Annotated in this window: 16 protein-coding genes and 1 pseudogene; 6 read left to right on the top strand and 11 right to left on the bottom strand. The window is 35.3% G+C overall.

Going from position 1 to position 15,779, the window contains the following annotated elements; all coding sequences use genetic code 11:
- Window positions 1-400: 400 nt before the first annotated feature.
- The 3 genes from B371_RS23130 to B371_RS0118635 all read right to left on the bottom strand — a co-directional run bounded on the left by B371_RS23130 (window position 401) and on the right by B371_RS0118635 (window position 1,260).
- Window positions 401-532 carry a YvrJ family protein gene (locus B371_RS23130; protein WP_019415840.1) on the bottom strand — a complete coding sequence of 44 codons (132 nt, stop codon included), beginning with the start codon at window positions 530-532 and terminating at the stop codon, window positions 401-403.
- A gap of 278 nt (window positions 533-810) precedes the next feature.
- A complete protein-coding gene (locus B371_RS0118640) occupies window positions 811-1,020 on the bottom strand; it encodes a DUF2922 domain-containing protein (RefSeq protein WP_019415839.1) in 210 nt (69 codons plus the stop codon).
- A 21-nt stretch (window positions 1,021-1,041) separates the two neighbouring features.
- A complete protein-coding gene (locus tag B371_RS0118635; RefSeq protein WP_019415838.1) occupies window positions 1,042-1,260 on the bottom strand; it encodes a DUF1659 domain-containing protein in 219 nt (72 codons plus the stop codon).
- 309 nt (window positions 1,261-1,569) lie between these two features.
- Between B371_RS0118635 and B371_RS22150 the strand changes: the two genes are divergently transcribed.
- Window positions 1,570-1,878, top strand: a complete 309-nt coding sequence (locus B371_RS22150) for a DUF305 domain-containing protein (protein WP_019415837.1) — start codon at window positions 1,570-1,572, stop codon at window positions 1,876-1,878.
- 233 nt (window positions 1,879-2,111) lie between these two features.
- On the opposite strand, the gene B371_RS0118625 is transcribed toward B371_RS22150, so the two are convergent.
- Window positions 2,112-2,456: a four-helix bundle copper-binding protein gene (locus tag B371_RS0118625; RefSeq protein WP_019415836.1), complete on the bottom strand. Its 345-nt coding sequence runs from the start codon at window positions 2,454-2,456 to the stop codon at window positions 2,112-2,114.
- Window positions 2,457-2,694: 238 nt separating this feature from the next.
- Between B371_RS0118625 and B371_RS22145 the strand changes: the two genes are divergently transcribed.
- From B371_RS22145 to B371_RS0118595, 5 genes are all read left to right on the top strand, one after another.
- Window positions 2,695-2,982, top strand: coding sequence for a YrhK family protein (locus B371_RS22145; RefSeq protein ID WP_019415835.1), 288 nt, complete (start codon window positions 2,695-2,697; stop codon window positions 2,980-2,982).
- Between the two features lie 81 nt (window positions 2,983-3,063).
- The gene (locus B371_RS0118615; RefSeq protein ID WP_019415834.1) at window positions 3,064-4,404 is read left to right on the top strand and encodes a DUF2254 domain-containing protein; all 1,341 of its coding nucleotides are present in this window, start codon (window positions 3,064-3,066) and stop codon (window positions 4,402-4,404) included.
- Between the two features lie 793 nt (window positions 4,405-5,197).
- Window positions 5,198-6,037, top strand: a complete 840-nt coding sequence (locus B371_RS0118610) for a nucleotidyltransferase domain-containing protein (protein ID WP_019415833.1) — start codon at window positions 5,198-5,200, stop codon at window positions 6,035-6,037.
- Window positions 6,038-6,556: 519 nt separating this feature from the next.
- Window positions 6,557-9,496 carry a helix-turn-helix transcriptional regulator gene (locus B371_RS0118600; RefSeq protein WP_019415831.1) on the top strand — a complete coding sequence of 980 codons (2,940 nt, stop codon included), beginning with the start codon at window positions 6,557-6,559 and terminating at the stop codon, window positions 9,494-9,496.
- A gap of 165 nt (window positions 9,497-9,661) precedes the next feature.
- Entirely contained in the window at window positions 9,662-10,186 is a 525-nt protein-coding gene (locus B371_RS0118595; RefSeq protein ID WP_255348678.1) for a DsbA family protein, read from the top strand.
- A gap of 104 nt (window positions 10,187-10,290) precedes the next feature.
- On the opposite strand, the gene B371_RS0118590 is transcribed toward B371_RS0118595, so the two are convergent.
- From B371_RS0118590 to B371_RS23115, 7 genes and pseudogenes are all read right to left on the bottom strand, one after another.
- Window positions 10,291-11,205: a DMT family transporter gene (locus B371_RS0118590; protein ID WP_019415829.1), complete on the bottom strand. Its 915-nt coding sequence runs from the start codon at window positions 11,203-11,205 to the stop codon at window positions 10,291-10,293.
- Window positions 11,206-11,481: 276 nt separating this feature from the next.
- Window positions 11,482-12,114 carry a LysE family translocator gene (locus B371_RS0118585; RefSeq protein WP_019415828.1) on the bottom strand — a complete coding sequence of 211 codons (633 nt, stop codon included), beginning with the start codon at window positions 12,112-12,114 and terminating at the stop codon, window positions 11,482-11,484.
- An 892-nt stretch (window positions 12,115-13,006) separates the two neighbouring features.
- Window positions 13,007-13,135: pseudogene (locus B371_RS24190) on the bottom strand (sporulation histidine kinase inhibitor Sda); the annotation flags it as partial.
- 123 nt (window positions 13,136-13,258) lie between these two features.
- Window positions 13,259-13,846, bottom strand: coding sequence for a biotin transporter BioY (locus tag B371_RS0118570; protein WP_019415825.1), 588 nt, complete (start codon window positions 13,844-13,846; stop codon window positions 13,259-13,261).
- A gap of 692 nt (window positions 13,847-14,538) precedes the next feature.
- The gene (locus B371_RS0118565; RefSeq protein ID WP_019415824.1) at window positions 14,539-14,799 is read right to left on the bottom strand and encodes a helix-turn-helix domain-containing protein; all 261 of its coding nucleotides are present in this window, start codon (window positions 14,797-14,799) and stop codon (window positions 14,539-14,541) included.
- Complete coding sequence (locus B371_RS0118560; RefSeq protein WP_019415823.1) at window positions 14,792-15,415, bottom strand: sigma-70 family RNA polymerase sigma factor; 624 nt, start codon at window positions 15,413-15,415, stop codon at window positions 14,792-14,794. Before B371_RS0118560 ends, B371_RS0118565 begins: the two co-directional genes overlap by 8 nt.
- Before the next feature lie 85 nt (window positions 15,416-15,500).
- Window positions 15,501-15,671: a YvrJ family protein gene (locus B371_RS23115; RefSeq protein ID WP_019415822.1), complete on the bottom strand. Its 171-nt coding sequence runs from the start codon at window positions 15,669-15,671 to the stop codon at window positions 15,501-15,503.
- Between the last annotated feature and the right edge of the window lie 108 nt (window positions 15,672-15,779).

Here is a 15,779-nt window from a genome sequence, read left to right as displayed (position 1 = left end):
TTCCCACTGGAGTCGCCGCCTTGCGCTACAATCAAACGATACCTGTTTAAAATAAACGGATAACAATTAAATGTTCGTGTTTATTATCTAATTGAGGAGTTATGAAATTGACTCAAGTGGAATAGAGAAAAAATCTTAATTACATTATTTGAATTAAGTGAGTAGCTTCTAGTGCTGTCTATTAGGATAAAATACACTAATAATTAAAAAACGTTATTGTTTTAGTGGTCTTGTTTACTTGGAATAAGGTTATTATTAGGGGAAATAGGGTGAACAATAGAATCATGTAAAACAGAATCAATTTTAAAAAGGCCACTCCTTAAGTGAAAACTGTGGGAGTGGCCTTCTATTTTATTTATAGGCTCGTCTATATGGATAATGATTAAAAATTATGCAACAACTAATCTGTTATCTTTAAAGATAACAGGGCTTCATGTATCATTTGAAGTTTTGTTTCGACACGGTGCATTAAATAAAATGACACAAAAATCGGAAACCCTACTTCCTGGATCATTGTCAGCCATTCATCCATCAGAAGTTCCTCCTCTCTACTATTAATCTCACGAAAAATCCAGTGTTTCTTAACTGTAGAAAAAAAGGCTGCACACAATTAAATTGTGGCAGCCATTTTCTTCATGATATAAGAAAGTATAAGTTTTTTCGAGTTACACCTTTGAACTTGGAGTAGCTATGTCTAGCTCCAAGCGCCAGCCCGCACCTAAGCTTCAGGCCCTCATGCGAAAGCAGGCTTTCGATTCGGTCCTTCCAGCGCCGGCGTCGGACTAGAAGGCGCTTTCCGCTTTTCTTATATTAAAGTGCAGTTACGTTACGTTCCACAATACGCGCCTGGTAAGCAGATACAAGGTTTGCACCGTCAGCGTAAAACACGTTACTAGCAAGCAAAGCCTGCATGCCAGTGTCTACTTCTAGACTAGTTAAGTCTGCACGAGGCTCGTCCACAGAAATCGTAAACTTTTTCCCTTGAGCTGTATCAAACAACATTTCTAGTACCTTTGCCATTGGTCATTTCCCCCTTTCAAATTAGTTTTGGATATTGCCGGTTTCAATCTTTTCCGAAGCGAGTAATGGACGGGAAGAGAACCCGGACAAAATACTAGTGACACTTCCTAACTGATCAGCAGTTGCAGCTTGACTGATATTGCGGTATGAAGATGCTTTCTTGATCACCTTACCTTCTGGAGTGTAACCAGCTTCAAACGTCATACGAACAACAGCTTGTTTAAAGTCGATGATTGCCATGTTTATCACCTCCTTTCAAAACTTATATAGAGAAGGAGAGAGGGAAAGACGACACGAGAGACATATTCTTCTAAAATATAGATTTAGGTTAATTTCATTCACTAGAAGAATTTGAATAAAGGTATTTAATAGGGCCGAATTCGTGTGAGGATTTTGAATAATCTAGCATACAATTGTTTTATCGAAGTCTTTAACACCCCTACATTAGTTGGTATGTAGTAAGAAGGAGAGTTATTTTTGTGTGAGTAGGATAATTCGGAAGGTTTATCAGAAAGATACGTCGAACTAGATAAAAGAAGAGGTTCTGTAATGGCAGTAGTCATGCTATTTTTTATGCGTCACATGTACACAAAGAAACGAATGAATTTGATCATACTAGCTACTAGTGCAATTGTTTTTGCTGGTTCACTTTGGTTGGTACGTAGTCAAACAACTGTCGAAGATACCTCTTGGATGAAAGCAATGATTCCGCATCATTCCATTGCCATCCTGACAAGTGAGCGTGCTAATTTGTCAGATTCTCGCGTCCAAGAGCTTGCAGATAAAATTATTGAGGCACAGCGTAAAGAAATAAAGGAAATGGAAAAACTTATAGAAGAACTGGAAGACGAGAAGTAATAGAATAGAATATATTATCTATTTGATTTATCTCTCTTGTCTTCAACACGGCTACTCAAGTTTTTCTCACTAGAATTATAGATTTAGTCCATGCTAAAACACCTTCGATTTCTGTACTTGTGTACTTTTTTTACGAAGGTGTTTTAAAGTGTCTCATTAATTTGAAATTATACGATAAGGTTCTCGAACCTTTTTTAGTAGTATTTGTTCAAATCTTTATAAAGTAAGAGATTTTAAGCTGACATTTGTCGGCACATTTCAGCACAGGAACGACAAATTTTAGCGCATTCTTGGCAATGATCGTCTTTGAATGTCTCACATTCAGTAGCACAAGCTTCGCAAATTGATGCACAAAGTCCGCAAAGTGCTTTTGAGTTTGTACTGTTTCTTGCCATAAACCCTGTTGCTACAAAGCAAATATCAATACAATCACGTAAAGTTTGCATACAGGCAACTCTTGCATGAACATCTGGTTCTTGTAAGCATGCAGTAAGACATTCTTCACATGCACGAGAACATCGCAAACATTCCTCGATACATTGATCCATCATTGTTGGAGAAGTTGAAATAACCCCCATTTTATTTCACCTCCTAATAAAAAACTGATACCTAAATAGTGTTCCTAATGAATCATTTTTTATGCAAACTCAATTAAAAACCGAGAAAATGGGAACAATAGAACAGAATGGAAAAACAGTGGCAAAAAACTTATTTTTATTGTAAAAGGAAATAATAAAGTTGCTATTATTAACTCTTCATGTTTATTTCTAGAAATTAGTGGTATTAAATGATAGACCATCAATGGAGGTTTTTGTATTGCAAAGTAATAAAGATAATAAGGATTTTTTCTATTTCCATATGGGGACCTTTGAGGTATCTTTCGATAAAAAGTATCGAATTATAGCATTATTGAATGACTTAACCTTAGGGTTAGAGTTTTTAATTGGTAGTATATTATTTTTGTCTGAGTCTACACAAACAGCAGGGGTTATTTTGTTTATTATTGGAAGTGTCCAATTACTATCCCGTCCTCTACTCAAAATTTTGCATGCCTTTCATTTTTCTCGAAAAAATCGAACATATTTTGATAATTCTAGTGAATAAGTTACACACATTAATTTTGGAATAAAACCTATTTTGACGTCTTGGAACAACACCAACTAGAAAGTTTAAGGAGTTGAGAATATGGAACGTTATTGGTTAAAGTTCAAGGAGAGTATTTGGTTTGTTCCTAGTTTGTATGGTTTACTCTCTGTCATTTTGGCCGTTATTTTTTCTGCGATTGATCTAATATTAGAAGATTTTCTATTGGAATCCGTTCCACATGTTATTTTAACGACGGTCGACCTTGCACAGATAATATTAGGTGGTCTATCAGCGGCACTCTTGACCATGACGACGTTTACTTTCTCGACAATCCTGGTAGTATTAACGACTTATTCTTCTCAGTTTTCACCACGAACCATGAAAAATTTTGTTCGGGATCCAATGGTGTGGAGAGTGTTAGGAATCTTTATGGGTGGATTTATTTATACCACGTTATCATTGTTATTTATGCAAGAGTCAATTAACGGGGAAACGGTTATTTCTTCATTCGTAGGTGTTTTGTATGCGATGGTTTGCCTTGGTTTTTTTGCAGCTTTCATTTATCACATTGCTCAAAATATTCAAGTGAATAAATTAATTGAGAAGTTGGCTATTGAAGGTGAAGAGGCAGTCGCAGGTTATGAAAAACTTTTGAAGAGAGAAAATCTAACGACAAATATAGATGGGAAATGGTCTGCTCACCCTATTGCTCATCCAATTATTGCAGGTCAAGACGGGTATATTCAATTGTTCGATATCATTCAACTAGTATCTTTAGCTAAAAAATATGATGGCCGAATCGAAATCGAATTTTATATCGGAGATTTTGTTCCATCTGGATCAACTGTAGTTACACTCTATCTAAAAGAATCAACTGAAATTGAAGAAAACCCTGAAAAATTGTTTACTATTGGACGTGAGCGGGACACAAGACAGGATCCAGTATTTGCGATTCAAAAAATGGTAGAAGTTTCGTTACGTTCCATATCGCCAGGAATTAATGATCCTAACACGGCCATCCATAATATTCATCAATTAGGTAGGTTACTAGGTAGATATAGTCAATTACCTAAAGCAGATTTAATCTTCATGGATAAAGAAAATAAACAGCGAGTTAAGCTTAGTCTTCATCGTTTTGATGAAGTGCTTTACCACACATTCTATCAATTAAGTCATTTTGGACAAGGGGATGTTTCCGTTTTGGGCGCCATGACGGACTCGCTCATAAATGCAGCACAACTAGCACCAATACAATCTAAAGAGGATATTTGGAAAATCCAATTGTATATCATTGAAAGCATGGATAAAAATGAAATCCAATCTTTAGACCGTCAGTTTTATCAAAGGAAAATTGATTTATTGGCAAAACTTGCAGCTAAGGAAACCATTAATTTGGAGAATCTAGTAAACAAGTCTACTCAAAGAGCCAACCTTTTGTAATTGTAAAAAGGTTAAAAATGGTCGAAACTTCAACTTCTTAGGACGTTTTTGATGAGAAACCAGCATGGCATACGTTACGTTTCACGTAAGCCACCATCTACTATGAAAAGTGATCTTCAAGCAAAAAAGAGGTAATAGTAAAACTCTTCAAAAAAAATAAATATTGAAGGGTTTGGTTTAATATTGTCTTTTGTCTACAAGTGTTTCTATACAAAAGTATATAACTATAGAGTCTCAAGAAACCCGAGTTCATAGTGTTTTTAGTATAGCTAGACTAACATGCTAAAACGTTACTTCTTCGGTACCACTCTCGTTAATCTGATTAATGTGAAGTCGTGATTTCCTTTTTTAGAAACGCAAGTTTCCTCTTAGTAGAAGTCCTACCAGAATATAGGATTGGGTACGTTAATTTTATAAAATATGACAACTTTTTATATGTATTTACGTTGATTTTTTGATTTTTAAAAAGGAATGATTGTAGTGGAAGGCGGCGACTCCTGCGGAAAAAGCGAGACAGACGAGACCCCGCAGGAGCTTGCGACGAGGAGTCTCGGTTGCTCGCCCGCGGAAAGCGTCCGCCTGTAACGAAAATCACTAGACTTTAATAGAAGGCTATCTTATAAAGGACCGGACGTACTTTGCTGGATTTACTTATGTTGGATGTGACTATTCTTATTATTTGTCACAGCAACATTATGGTAAAATTTTGTCCATTTAAAGGAATTAATAGATGTTTGTCGAAAGTATAATGATGAATATTGAATCTATAGTTTTAGGAGATGGTGAAGTATGAGTGGGATTTGTATCTAAGCATATAGAACGGGATCGGGAGTTACCGATATATCGGCAAGAACTTTTAGACAAAGCGTTAGCGGATTTGTCTAAAGATCAAAGTGTGTTAGCCATTTATCTTGGAGGATCCTTAGGTAGAGGTGATTTTGATAATTATTCAGATATTGATTTACATGTTATCGTGACTTCGGATAGTAAAAATGGTTTTATTAAGAACAAACGAGAACGCTCATCAAAATGGGGAACCGTATTATTCCACGAGCAAGCTTCTCCGACCACACCTGTTGTAGTTACACACTACGATAGTTTTATAAAGGTGGACAGTTGGTATAAAACGATAGATGAGGTCGTTCCATCTATATGGTTAAAAGGGTTAAAACCTCTTTACGATCCATCCAATCTTTTGAAACAGTTAATAGTGGAAATATCCAATCAACAATTTATAATTGAAAAGGAAGATATTTCTTTTTGGAAGAACAAGGTCCTCGCCTTTCTCCACGAAACATACCGGGCTTTTATGAGAAATGAGATGTATTATGCACTTTCCAACCTGGATAGAGTACGATGGTTGATCGCGGACGGATGGTATATGGAGATGGATAAGCATCTGGATAGTTCTTACGGCGTATGGTCAAAAGTAGAAGGGAACCGGAGCCAATTAAATGATTGGCAACTATCACTTTTGAAATCTTGGTCATGCGGTCGGGAACCCAGTTGCATTGCTAGAACGATGGAAAGTATGTATCCAGAGTTATTGCGACTGAATAAGTCCTTAAGCCAAAAAATCGGAATCGATGATGAGGAAGAGACTTTTAAGAGAATAATCAATATGGTTTTATAAACATAAACTTTAAAAGTGATTAATTATCTACAACATACACAAAAAAGCTTACATAATACAACAACTGAAAAGAACATCTTCAATCCAGGTATAGAAGGGTGGGAGTGTTCTTTTGTTGAGTAAATTGATTAAAAATTAATGTAAATCCCCTTTGTTCATATCTTTATTAAGATAATCAGAAATATTCTTTGCATCATAATCTATTCCGTTAATTTGGGCTGATCCTACTCGAGAAAGCAAAGGAAGTCCCAAGAAATAAATTCCTTTTAGTAGACTGATTCCCCTCCTATGGAAGGGTTTGTTCTGAGAATTTAACACGCCAGGAATGTCAATCCAACTGTAAATTGACTTGGATGGGACATTTAATTTTGTCCGGACCTATTTTTGTGTTTCTTTATAGGGGATAAATATAAGAATAGTCAAACTACTATATTGATTAAAATGTATAATGAAAAGTAATAGAGAAAATTTTCTTTCCAAAATGGAAATATAAGATACATAGAAAGGAAGTCCTGCATCGTGAAACGGTTCCAAGAGAAATATAATCCTTCCTTAATCGGTAGAGCTACTCAATTGGAACAGTTACATTTGATTATAGATGAAGGACTAACAGATCGCATTCAAACGATTGTGATCAAGGGAGAAGCTGGAATAGGTAAAACAAATCTAGCCCATGACTTTACTAATCAAGCGCAAGAGAAGGGTTGGCTGGTGTTAAAGGGTCATGCTTGGAATATGGGGAAAGGCCTTGCATTTGCCCCAATAATTGAAGCGTTCCGTTCAGAGTTAGAACAATACACTCCTAAGAAAAGAAGTACGCTAGCTATGGAGTATCCTTATCTAAATGTCTTATTTCCTAGTCTAGGAGGCCCTCTTCCTATTCCGTTAGCTCAGGCTAGTCTTGAAAGAACTAGGTTATTCGAAAGCTTAAGGCTTTTTACTTTATCTTTATCTGCTCAAAGGTCAGTAATCTTCTGGATAGATGATTTACCTGAGGCAGATCTAGATACATTAGAATGGATACAATATTGCATTCAGTATACTAAAGAAGAGGGACGGCTTGTGATTTTGTCTACAAGTAGAAGTTCTCTTTCGTCTGAATATGAACCTTACAACCAACTAGAGAAATATCTTGCTCACCACAAGCTGCTTAAGACAATAGAATTAAGCGCCCTATCCATCTCTGAAAGCAATGAACTTATACGGACAAAATTGTCTGGGAAGGTAGAAGATAGGACCTTGAGTGCAATAAGTGCCCATACTGGAGGAGTTCCGCTCTATATTATAGAGATGGTAACCAATCTCGAACTATCTGGAGGTATATATAACCATGATGGAAGCTGGGATCTAGATAAAGGAGCCGAAAAACTGGTTCCTTTAAGTATCACATCCTTACTTGAAGAGAGGTTGAACGCTCTTTCTGCAAATGAGTGGGATCTTCTATTATTGTTTATTGCTAGTAAACAGTTTATCCCATGGGGAGTATTACAGAAAGCGAGTATTACTAAGGACTTATCAGACCATGTGTCAGGTTTGCTGAAAAAAGGAATCATAAAAGAGGAAATCGTCATAGATGATATTGTGTATACACTATCACATCCAATGTTAAAAGATGTTGCTGTACCGAAATTTCAGCTGCTAGAGATTCGTCAAGCTCATTATACATTGGCAAACGCTTGGTATAACCAAGACATTATTTATGCTGCAAGACATATGTTAGAGACTGGAACTATGTTCGATGGCTTATTGTCAGCAAATATTTTGTATAAAGCAGGAGAAAGATATTTAACACTTAGAAGCTATGAAAAAGCAGTTGAATATTTAGAAAAGGCGAAACAAACTCTTCAAGCCATAGACTCTTCTGACAATAGTGAATTGCAATTTAGCGTTAGTCTTATGCTTAGTGAAGCGCTCACATATGTAGATAAACCACATCAGGCGCTAGTTCTTTTAAACCAACTATTTCAAGAGACATTTGAAGATCCTATCAAAATAAGAATTAAACGTTTAATGGCTTGGGTTGAATCAACACGTTCATTTGAAGAATGTATGCGACATATTTTGGAAGGACTCGATTTATGGGATGGTGAAACAGAAAGTGCGGATATACTATGGATGATGAATGAAATGGTGTTTAATGATTTAAATGCAGGACAAATCAGTCAAGCTAATAAATCCATTTTGTCTTTAAAAGAGTATGTTATGAAATTCCCATCACCTCACGGAGAACTTCTTTGGAGAAACCGTGAAGCCCATTTTTCACTCATGTCATTGGATCGTTCGCCTGTTAGTCTAGAAAAGGCAAATACGATGCTTGCAGATGCGCGCATGTTACGTGAACCAGAGTTAATTTATGACGTGTATTGTTTATTTGGCTACGTTGCTTTAAATCAAGGTGATTTTAACAAAGCTATAAAATATACAAAGGAATGTGTAGAATTAGTCAGACAAAACGGGATGGTCATTCATGAAATATCTATTCGCTTAGTAGGGATGAATGCATATTTCATGCAGGGTGACTGGAACAAGTCGTTGCTTGAAGCAGAAGCCATTGAGAATTTAGCACGGGATTACGAAGTGTATGCTGCGGTGATTTGTACATTGGATTTAAGAGCTCTCATACTAGTATTACAAGGGAAAGAAGCAGAAGGACATCTTCTTGTTCTAGAATCGCTTAAACTAACTCATGAGGTATTTCTTGAAGGGGGAGCACATCAGTCAAAGTCTGCTTTGCATGTCATTGATGCTGTTGAAGCAATTACACAAGAGTATCTCGAGGATACTTCTGTAGGAAGCAAAATAGTATATTGGGGAAATGCACATGGAATGCAAATCTTTTTAAAGTTAATAGAGGGGCTTTGGCTGGTGAAAGTCGGATTGGTGGAAAAGGCAGAAGAGCTTCTAGTACAATTATATCAAGGGACGCCTGAAAAGGAGCCTAACTATGTAAACGGTGTTAGTCATCTACTGGCAGGTTTGCTTCGTTATCAAAATGGTGAAATTGATGTTGCAAGAGATCATTTAAATAGAAGCATAAATTGCTTTGAGATTCTTCGAACACCCTTAGAGTTAGCGATAGCCCGCGCAATCGTATCAGATACATACGAGACTAGCGAAGCTACTACTATAAATGAACAAAGTATTAAAGAGTTTAGAACCTTGGGTGCCTCTGTCTTTGAAAAATGGGCTTCTCATAAGAACCTGTTTAATGAGAAGTTTAGTGAAGGAGATAGCGGAAGTGGACAAACCGAATTTCCTCTTGTTGAATCATTAACTAAAAGAGAAGTCGAAATATTGGAAGCAATAGCTTCAGGTCTTTCTAACAAGGATATTGCAATAAAATTTAGAATTACTGAAGGTACAGTAAAAAACCACTTATTTAATCTATATGGAAAGCTAGGCGTTAATAAAAGGATTCAATCTGTTTTAGTAGCAAGGGAACATGGTATCATCGAATAGCTTCTGTAGTGGATATATATTATAAGTAAGGGGAAGTCTGTAATTAGTAAAACGTTAGAAGTTAGGCTATTATATGATTTACAAACTAAATTAGAGGTGAAAAACATGACTGATCAACGTAAAAAAATAACAATTTATAGTGATTTTCTTTGACCATTCTGTTTCATAGGGAAAGTCCCGCTTGACCAGTTGGTTAAGGAACAAAATGTAGAAGTAGAGTGGAAAGCATTTGAATTACGTCCAGAAGGGGTTGAAATCCCTCCGAAAACCAAAGAATATATTGAACGAGCTAAGGCTGGGGTAGAAACTTTGTCTACTCAGTATGGTCTTAATATGCAATGGAATGATAAGAGTAAACATTCTAGACATGCTTTAGAAGGAGCAAAATTTGCAAAAGTAAAAGGTTTAGAAAACGAATATCATGACGCTATCTTTGTTGCTCAATTCCAGGAAGTTAAAAATATTGATGACTTGGAAACGTTAATCAGTTTAGGTAAGCAAATTGGTTTGAATGAAGAAGAGTTCCGACAAGCTTTGGAAACAAGGAAGTATGAGGAAGATGTACTGAGCGATCACCAAGAAGCCACACAACTTGGAATCACTGGTATCCCTTGCTTTGTTTCTGGCAATAGAGGAGTTATGGGTGCACAAACATATGAATCCCTTTTAGAATTAATTGACAATGATTAACTTTTTACATTAAGAAGATTATCTGACTCACTAACTTAAAAGAGTCTGCTTATATAGGTAAAGAAGCTATTCGCACATTTTGTATTATGTGTGAATAGCTTCTTTTATGTGTTTAAGGATGCAATAGCTTTTTCTGAACTTACACGGCGTTTTCTACCTAGTATATTCACGATGAGAACACCTGAAATTGCAATAATTCCACCTATAAGTGATAAAGTTGATGGCAATTCATTTAACCAAATCCATGCTACCAAAATCGCAATTCCTGGTACGAGGTACATCATGCTTGATACAGTGCTAGCATTACCTAAAGATAGTGCAGTGGCCCATGTAACATAAGCGATGCATGCAGGAAAAATGCCAACATAAAGGGTAGATAAATGTGCTTCCATTGTGGCGTTTTGAATAGATGTAAAGAGTCCAGGTGAAAAAATGAGAAAAGGAAGGGTACCTGCCCAAGTAAAGTAAGCTGTTAATTCTATTGGATTATAACGAGTTAACAATGGTTTTTGAAATACAAAGAAAAACGAAGTTGCGAGCGCTGCCATTAATAATAGTAATGATCCAGTAGAAAATGAGAATGACGAGCCAGAAGACCCCAATGTAATAAAGACAATTCCAGTAAACCCAACCCCAAGGCCTACCCAACCAAGTGGGGTTAAACGCTCTTTTAATACAATAATCGCGATGATCGCAGTTAAGATGGGTGCTGAGCCAATCAACATTCCAGCAGTACCCGCAGGGATGGTTTGTATCCCGAAAGTTAATGCAAAATGATAAAGACTAATTCCGGTCCAACCAAGAATAAAGATACTTACTAAATCCTTTTTATGAGGCAATTTGAATTTACTTCCTGGCCACATGGCATAAAGGAGAAATAATACTGATGAAATCAAATAACGAACTAGTACTAGATGACCAGCTTCATAGCCCCCTTGTAAACTAGCACGAATACCAGCAAAAGCAGAACCCCATAGAATAATTGTAATGAATGCCATTGAAAAAACTTTTGTATTCAACTTCATCCCTCCCTGTTTAATTTTAAATGTTCGTTTCATCATAACATGTGGGTATATCTAAATCCCAAATATACTCTTAATTTCACCAGATCATAACTATCATAGAATTAAATAAGGAAAAGTAGATAACTGAGGTAACCCTGTCAGGGGGATGTAATGGATAATTTTACTAGGAGTATAGAGAACATCTTAAGTTTTACTTGTATAAAAAACCAGCATAGAAAGTAAAATTTACCCCTAATTAAATTGAGATGGTCCTAGGACAACCTTTCAAATTTATTGCGTAGCCTTTGTCTGTAATAACTTTATGCTCATTGCGATAAAAACGATTCCTGTTAGTTTGTTTAAAACAAGTTGTATTCTTGAATTTCCTCTTAGTTTATTTGTCGAAAGGGAAGAGAAATTAGCTACGAATAACCCCCATATGCCTCCAGTTAAACAAAAAGTTAAACCTAACACAATAAATGGTAGGGGACTTGTATTTTCTAGGCTAATAAACTGAGGTATTAATGCAATAAAGAACAGTGCCACTTTGGGATTTGTCACATTGGTTATCAACCCTTGTAAAAACATCTTTCTATGGGGCATTTTCTGTACAAGTGCTTGTTCTGGTACGGTAGTCTTTTTAACTATCAACATCCTAATTCCTAAATAGGCCAAGTATACTGCTCCTACTATTTTAATGGTATTAAATAGTAAGGTTGAGTTCATTAAGATAATAGATAAACCAAAGGCAGCTAACAAAGTATGAACGATAGAACCAGATGTAATACCGAGTGCGGAATAAACACCTGCTTTGGTTCCTTGTGAAATGCTTCTACTGATAATATACATGGTATCCGGTCCCGGGGTTAAGTTTAATAAAATAGCAGTAATAACAAAAACTTCAAAGTTTATAATACCGAACATATTCATTCTCCTTGGGTTTAATGGTTAATTTATTTTACATTGAAATGACAAAAGAATACAGCCTTATTCATCTTAGTTGTAAACTTCTGATAACCCCGTATTCATTGCTGGAAGTGTGATTAATAGGATCATTAAAACCAAGGATATTTCGAGATTACTGGAGTTCTTTTTTTAGTTGAAAAGTATATCAATTTGAAGAGAAATCTGTAGGGATTTTAGATAAGTGAAGAAAATCGGTTCGCTTTATTTGCGATTTCGAAGATATTGCTAGTTTTTTTAATGAAATTTTGGGTGAGCGAGTGCTCAGTTGGAAATTTTGAGGTCCAAGTTGGAAAAATACGAAGCCAAGTTGGAATATTTGAACTCCAAGTTGGAAAAATTACGTTCCAATTTGGAAAAGAGAAAATATGGAAGTTAATAAAGAGACCCGGAAACAGAAGGAAGATACAGTTTGGTTTATAACTTTTAACTGATATAAAATTGATGTACCAAGAACCCAGTGTAGATAGAGACTAATATTTTAAAACGGGATTTCTTTGGTCGGATCTCGTTAATCCTATTAAAGTGAAGAGTTTTGATGCTATGAATCTTTAACTTGAAGAACATTGTATCTTCTACATAGATAATTGGCAGAATGTGATTACCCCTTCATACCCCAGGTAGTTTTATAAAATCATTGTCTTTCTTACTTGTGGTTATGGTTATACTGCAGTAATTTGCAGTACGAAGCGAAAGAAAAGACGTCATTTCGTTCAATTTCGAACAAAATTTCGCCTTTTTAATACGGATCAGAAAGCATAAAATTATTATCGTTTTTCTTTCTATAAATATTTTCTATGTCTAGCTCCAAGTACCTGACCGATTGGATCTTATACCGAATAGAAAGGAGAAAGATTAGCCTTTCATCCTTCCAACGTCGGTGAATTTCAGTTTCCAACAAGAATATAAAATCTGGACTTAGCTTTAATTCAGTAGCTTTAAAAAAGGATTTTAACAACAATTCAGATGACAGATTACTCATATATGTGAATTCACTTCCTACTTAAATAGGAACTCTAAACAATTCTTAAAAAGATACTTACAAATTTAAAACGTAAGATTTTCAGTGTCTAGAGGAGGAAGGTGTTTATTGATATAGATATATTTATACCTTACGCTTTTGAATAATGGGTCTTAATCTATATCCAAATAAGCCCGCAAGAACTGCTAGTAATAGGTCTTTTGGTAGCGGAACAGCCATCCAAGCCCAAGCCATTTTGTAAGAAAAGGCATCAGGTGCTGCAAACCAAAGCTTGTAGGCAGCGTACATCCAATTTGTACCGAAAAGATAGTTAAATGCAGTTCCGGCCAAAGCTGCGACTACAAAACCAACTTTCTTTGGATACTTTTCAACAATATATCCAGCGATGTATGCAACAAAAATAAAGGAAATAATAAAGCCAAATGTTGGACTTAAGATTGTGTCTACTCCACCAGAAAAGCGAGCGAAAACAGGTAATCCTGCCAAACCGATAAGTGCGTACACAATCATGGCAATTGCGCCATGGCGTTTACCAAGTAAGAGGCCGGCTAGTATTGCAAAGAATGTTTGTAGTGTAATTGGCACACCACCAACTATTAAAAATGAAGAAATGTTGGCACCAACCATCATTAATGCGGCGAACATCGCCGTTTGAACCAATTGTAAAGTACGTGAATGATTTGCTGATTTCTCTACTGTTGAACTAGTCATTAGAACCCTCCAAAAACTTAATATAGTAGTAGTATAAAAGATTAACAATTTATAAGTCAACCTTTTTTTTATTATGGTTAACACAAAGGTCAATAATATCCCATGTGGAGGATAGTGATTTGTAAAACTCTTTATAGAAGGCGTAAACAAAATAGTATCCAGGCTATGTTCGAGTTTGGGTGTTATTTCGTGTGCTCATAGGTAATTGTCCCATCGTGCTTAAGCTCGTAGTCAATATCCTCAGTTTGAAAAAACATTTATAGCAAATAAAATCATTTTAATAATTATACTGAGTCTTAACAGTGAAAACGGATGTGTGGACTTACTTACTTAGTCCACACATCCGTTTATTAAACTAATTGCATTAGGTTTTTGAGTCTATTTAGATAAAATCACTCCAGTAAATTTGTCATTCAAAAGGTAATCTGGTGCGTAGGTTATTTCAAACTTACTTTATTTCATACAAAGGGGAAATGACTAAGGTATAAACTGAATAAATATTTTTGTTAGCAATGCTCTGCGAAAAAATATTGCAAGTCTCTGAACACTTTTTACAAAATGCATCATTCGGTTTATTATAATAATCCATATTTTATTATGTAGGTGACACTCGGGGTCGAACTAGGATAAAGGGAGTGTAGACCTTTTCCTTGAAACTTGGCTATGTCACCGACGTTTAACAACGATAAAGCTTATCCACCCTGGTAATATTGAATGTCCTTTTCTTCAAGAATATCTAACATTTCAAAATATCCAGGTGTGTTCTCAACTTCATAATTTCTAATACAATCTAACAGTTTAATTTTTAATTCTTGGGATAAATCTTCTCTGTATTGTTGTTTAGTTTGTTGCAATGATCGGTCGATTTTTGCTGAAAATAATTCTATAACGATTTCGAGTGAGTTGTTATCCGTTTTGGATTGCTTTACGAGTGTATACAAACTTTCATTCATTCCTACCCCTTCCTTCTCTATCCGTTTTCAATGAGTTTTTTAGCTTTTTTAATGCTTTTTTATGGCTTCTGGAAACTGCTTGCTGGGATTTATTTAAGTAGACTGCAATTTCAGAGTCATTTAAACCATAGATATAAGTTAAATTTAGCAGTTGACGCTGATTTTCCGTTAAAAATTGAATTGCTTTATATAAGGAATAACTTGTTAAATGATCGGCAATGTTGGAAGAAGTAATATATACTTCTTGTCCTTCTTCTTGCCATTCTTTAGAAGCTAAATAGTCAAGTAATGGTACATAACGGTCTTTTAGTTGACAATCCAGAATCGACTTATTCCTTTCTAGATATAAGTTTACTTTCTTATCATAATTTATGGCATTAAAGTATATAGTTTGAGATAAATAGTTGGTAAATCTAATTGTGAAGTAATATTCTCTGAACGTATCATCTAGTTTTTTCTTTGACAAGTTCGTTGGATTTTCGATTACTTCTACTAATAGATCCATATTATCTGGAATCTCTAAAAATGATTTTATTACTGGATTTTGAAGATGTTTTTCAAATTTATTAAGGTAGTTTTCAACATTGGTACTGGAACTACTGAATAAATCTTTCAATTTATAACACCCCCCGCAAAGAACAATAGTTCGGTTAAGCGGTAAGAAAAGATTAAATATTAGTTGTTTTCGTTTCTCTAATTCTTCATCTCAATTTGTGGTATCCATCTTTTATTACTTCATTAAGCTCAAGTATGACAACTTCTAATTTTTCGATTTTTTTCTCGAAGCGATAGAAGAGATAAATAGTAATCGCAATCGGAAACCCAAAATTCCCTAAAATAGTTGTCCATACTGGAACATCTAGTGCATTCATAAAATATCCTCTCCTTCTTTTTATTAGTTGTTATTTATTAAAGAAGAACGATTGAAATATTTCACAACGTCTAGATGTGACTTTAATAAAAAAATAATGGATTAATCG

Source organism: Paenisporosarcina sp. TG20, from assembly GCF_000286315.1.
In the GTDB taxonomy this organism is placed as follows: Bacteria; Bacillota; Bacilli; order Bacillales_A; family Planococcaceae; genus Paenisporosarcina.
This window is presented reverse-complemented; position numbering and strand designations above follow the sequence as displayed.

What these genes read in the sequence shown, in the direction of transcription:
- B371_RS0118640 (WP_019415839.1), bottom strand. Translation starts at nt 1,020, where the DNA reads ATGGCAAAGGTACTAGAAATGTTGTTTGATACAGCTCAAGGGAAAAAG.
- B371_RS0118585 (WP_019415828.1), bottom strand. Translation starts at nt 12,114, where the DNA reads ATGTTCGGTATTATAAACTTTGAAGTTTTTGTTATTACTGCTATTTTA.
- B371_RS0118615 (WP_019415834.1), top strand. Translation starts at nt 3,064, where the DNA reads ATGGAACGTTATTGGTTAAAGTTCAAGGAGAGTATTTGGTTTGTTCCT.
- B371_RS22150 (WP_019415837.1), top strand. Translation starts at nt 1,570, where the DNA reads ATGGCAGTAGTCATGCTATTTTTTATGCGTCACATGTACACAAAGAAA.
- B371_RS0118570 (WP_019415825.1), bottom strand. Translation starts at nt 13,846, where the DNA reads ATGACTAGTTCAACAGTAGAGAAATCAGCAAATCATTCACGTACTTTA.
- B371_RS0118565 (WP_019415824.1), bottom strand. Translation starts at nt 14,799, where the DNA reads ATGAATGAAAGTTTGTATACACTCGTAAAGCAATCCAAAACGGATAAC.
- B371_RS0118625 (WP_019415836.1), bottom strand. Translation starts at nt 2,456, where the DNA reads ATGGGGGTTATTTCAACTTCTCCAACAATGATGGATCAATGTATCGAG.
- B371_RS0118635 (WP_019415838.1), bottom strand. Translation starts at nt 1,260, where the DNA reads ATGGCAATCATCGACTTTAAACAAGCTGTTGTTCGTATGACGTTTGAA.
- B371_RS23130 (WP_019415840.1), bottom strand. Translation starts at nt 532, where the DNA reads ATGGATGAATGGCTGACAATGATCCAGGAAGTAGGGTTTCCGATTTTT.
- B371_RS23115 (WP_019415822.1), bottom strand. Translation starts at nt 15,671, where the DNA reads ATGAATGCACTAGATGTTCCAGTATGGACAACTATTTTAGGGAATTTT.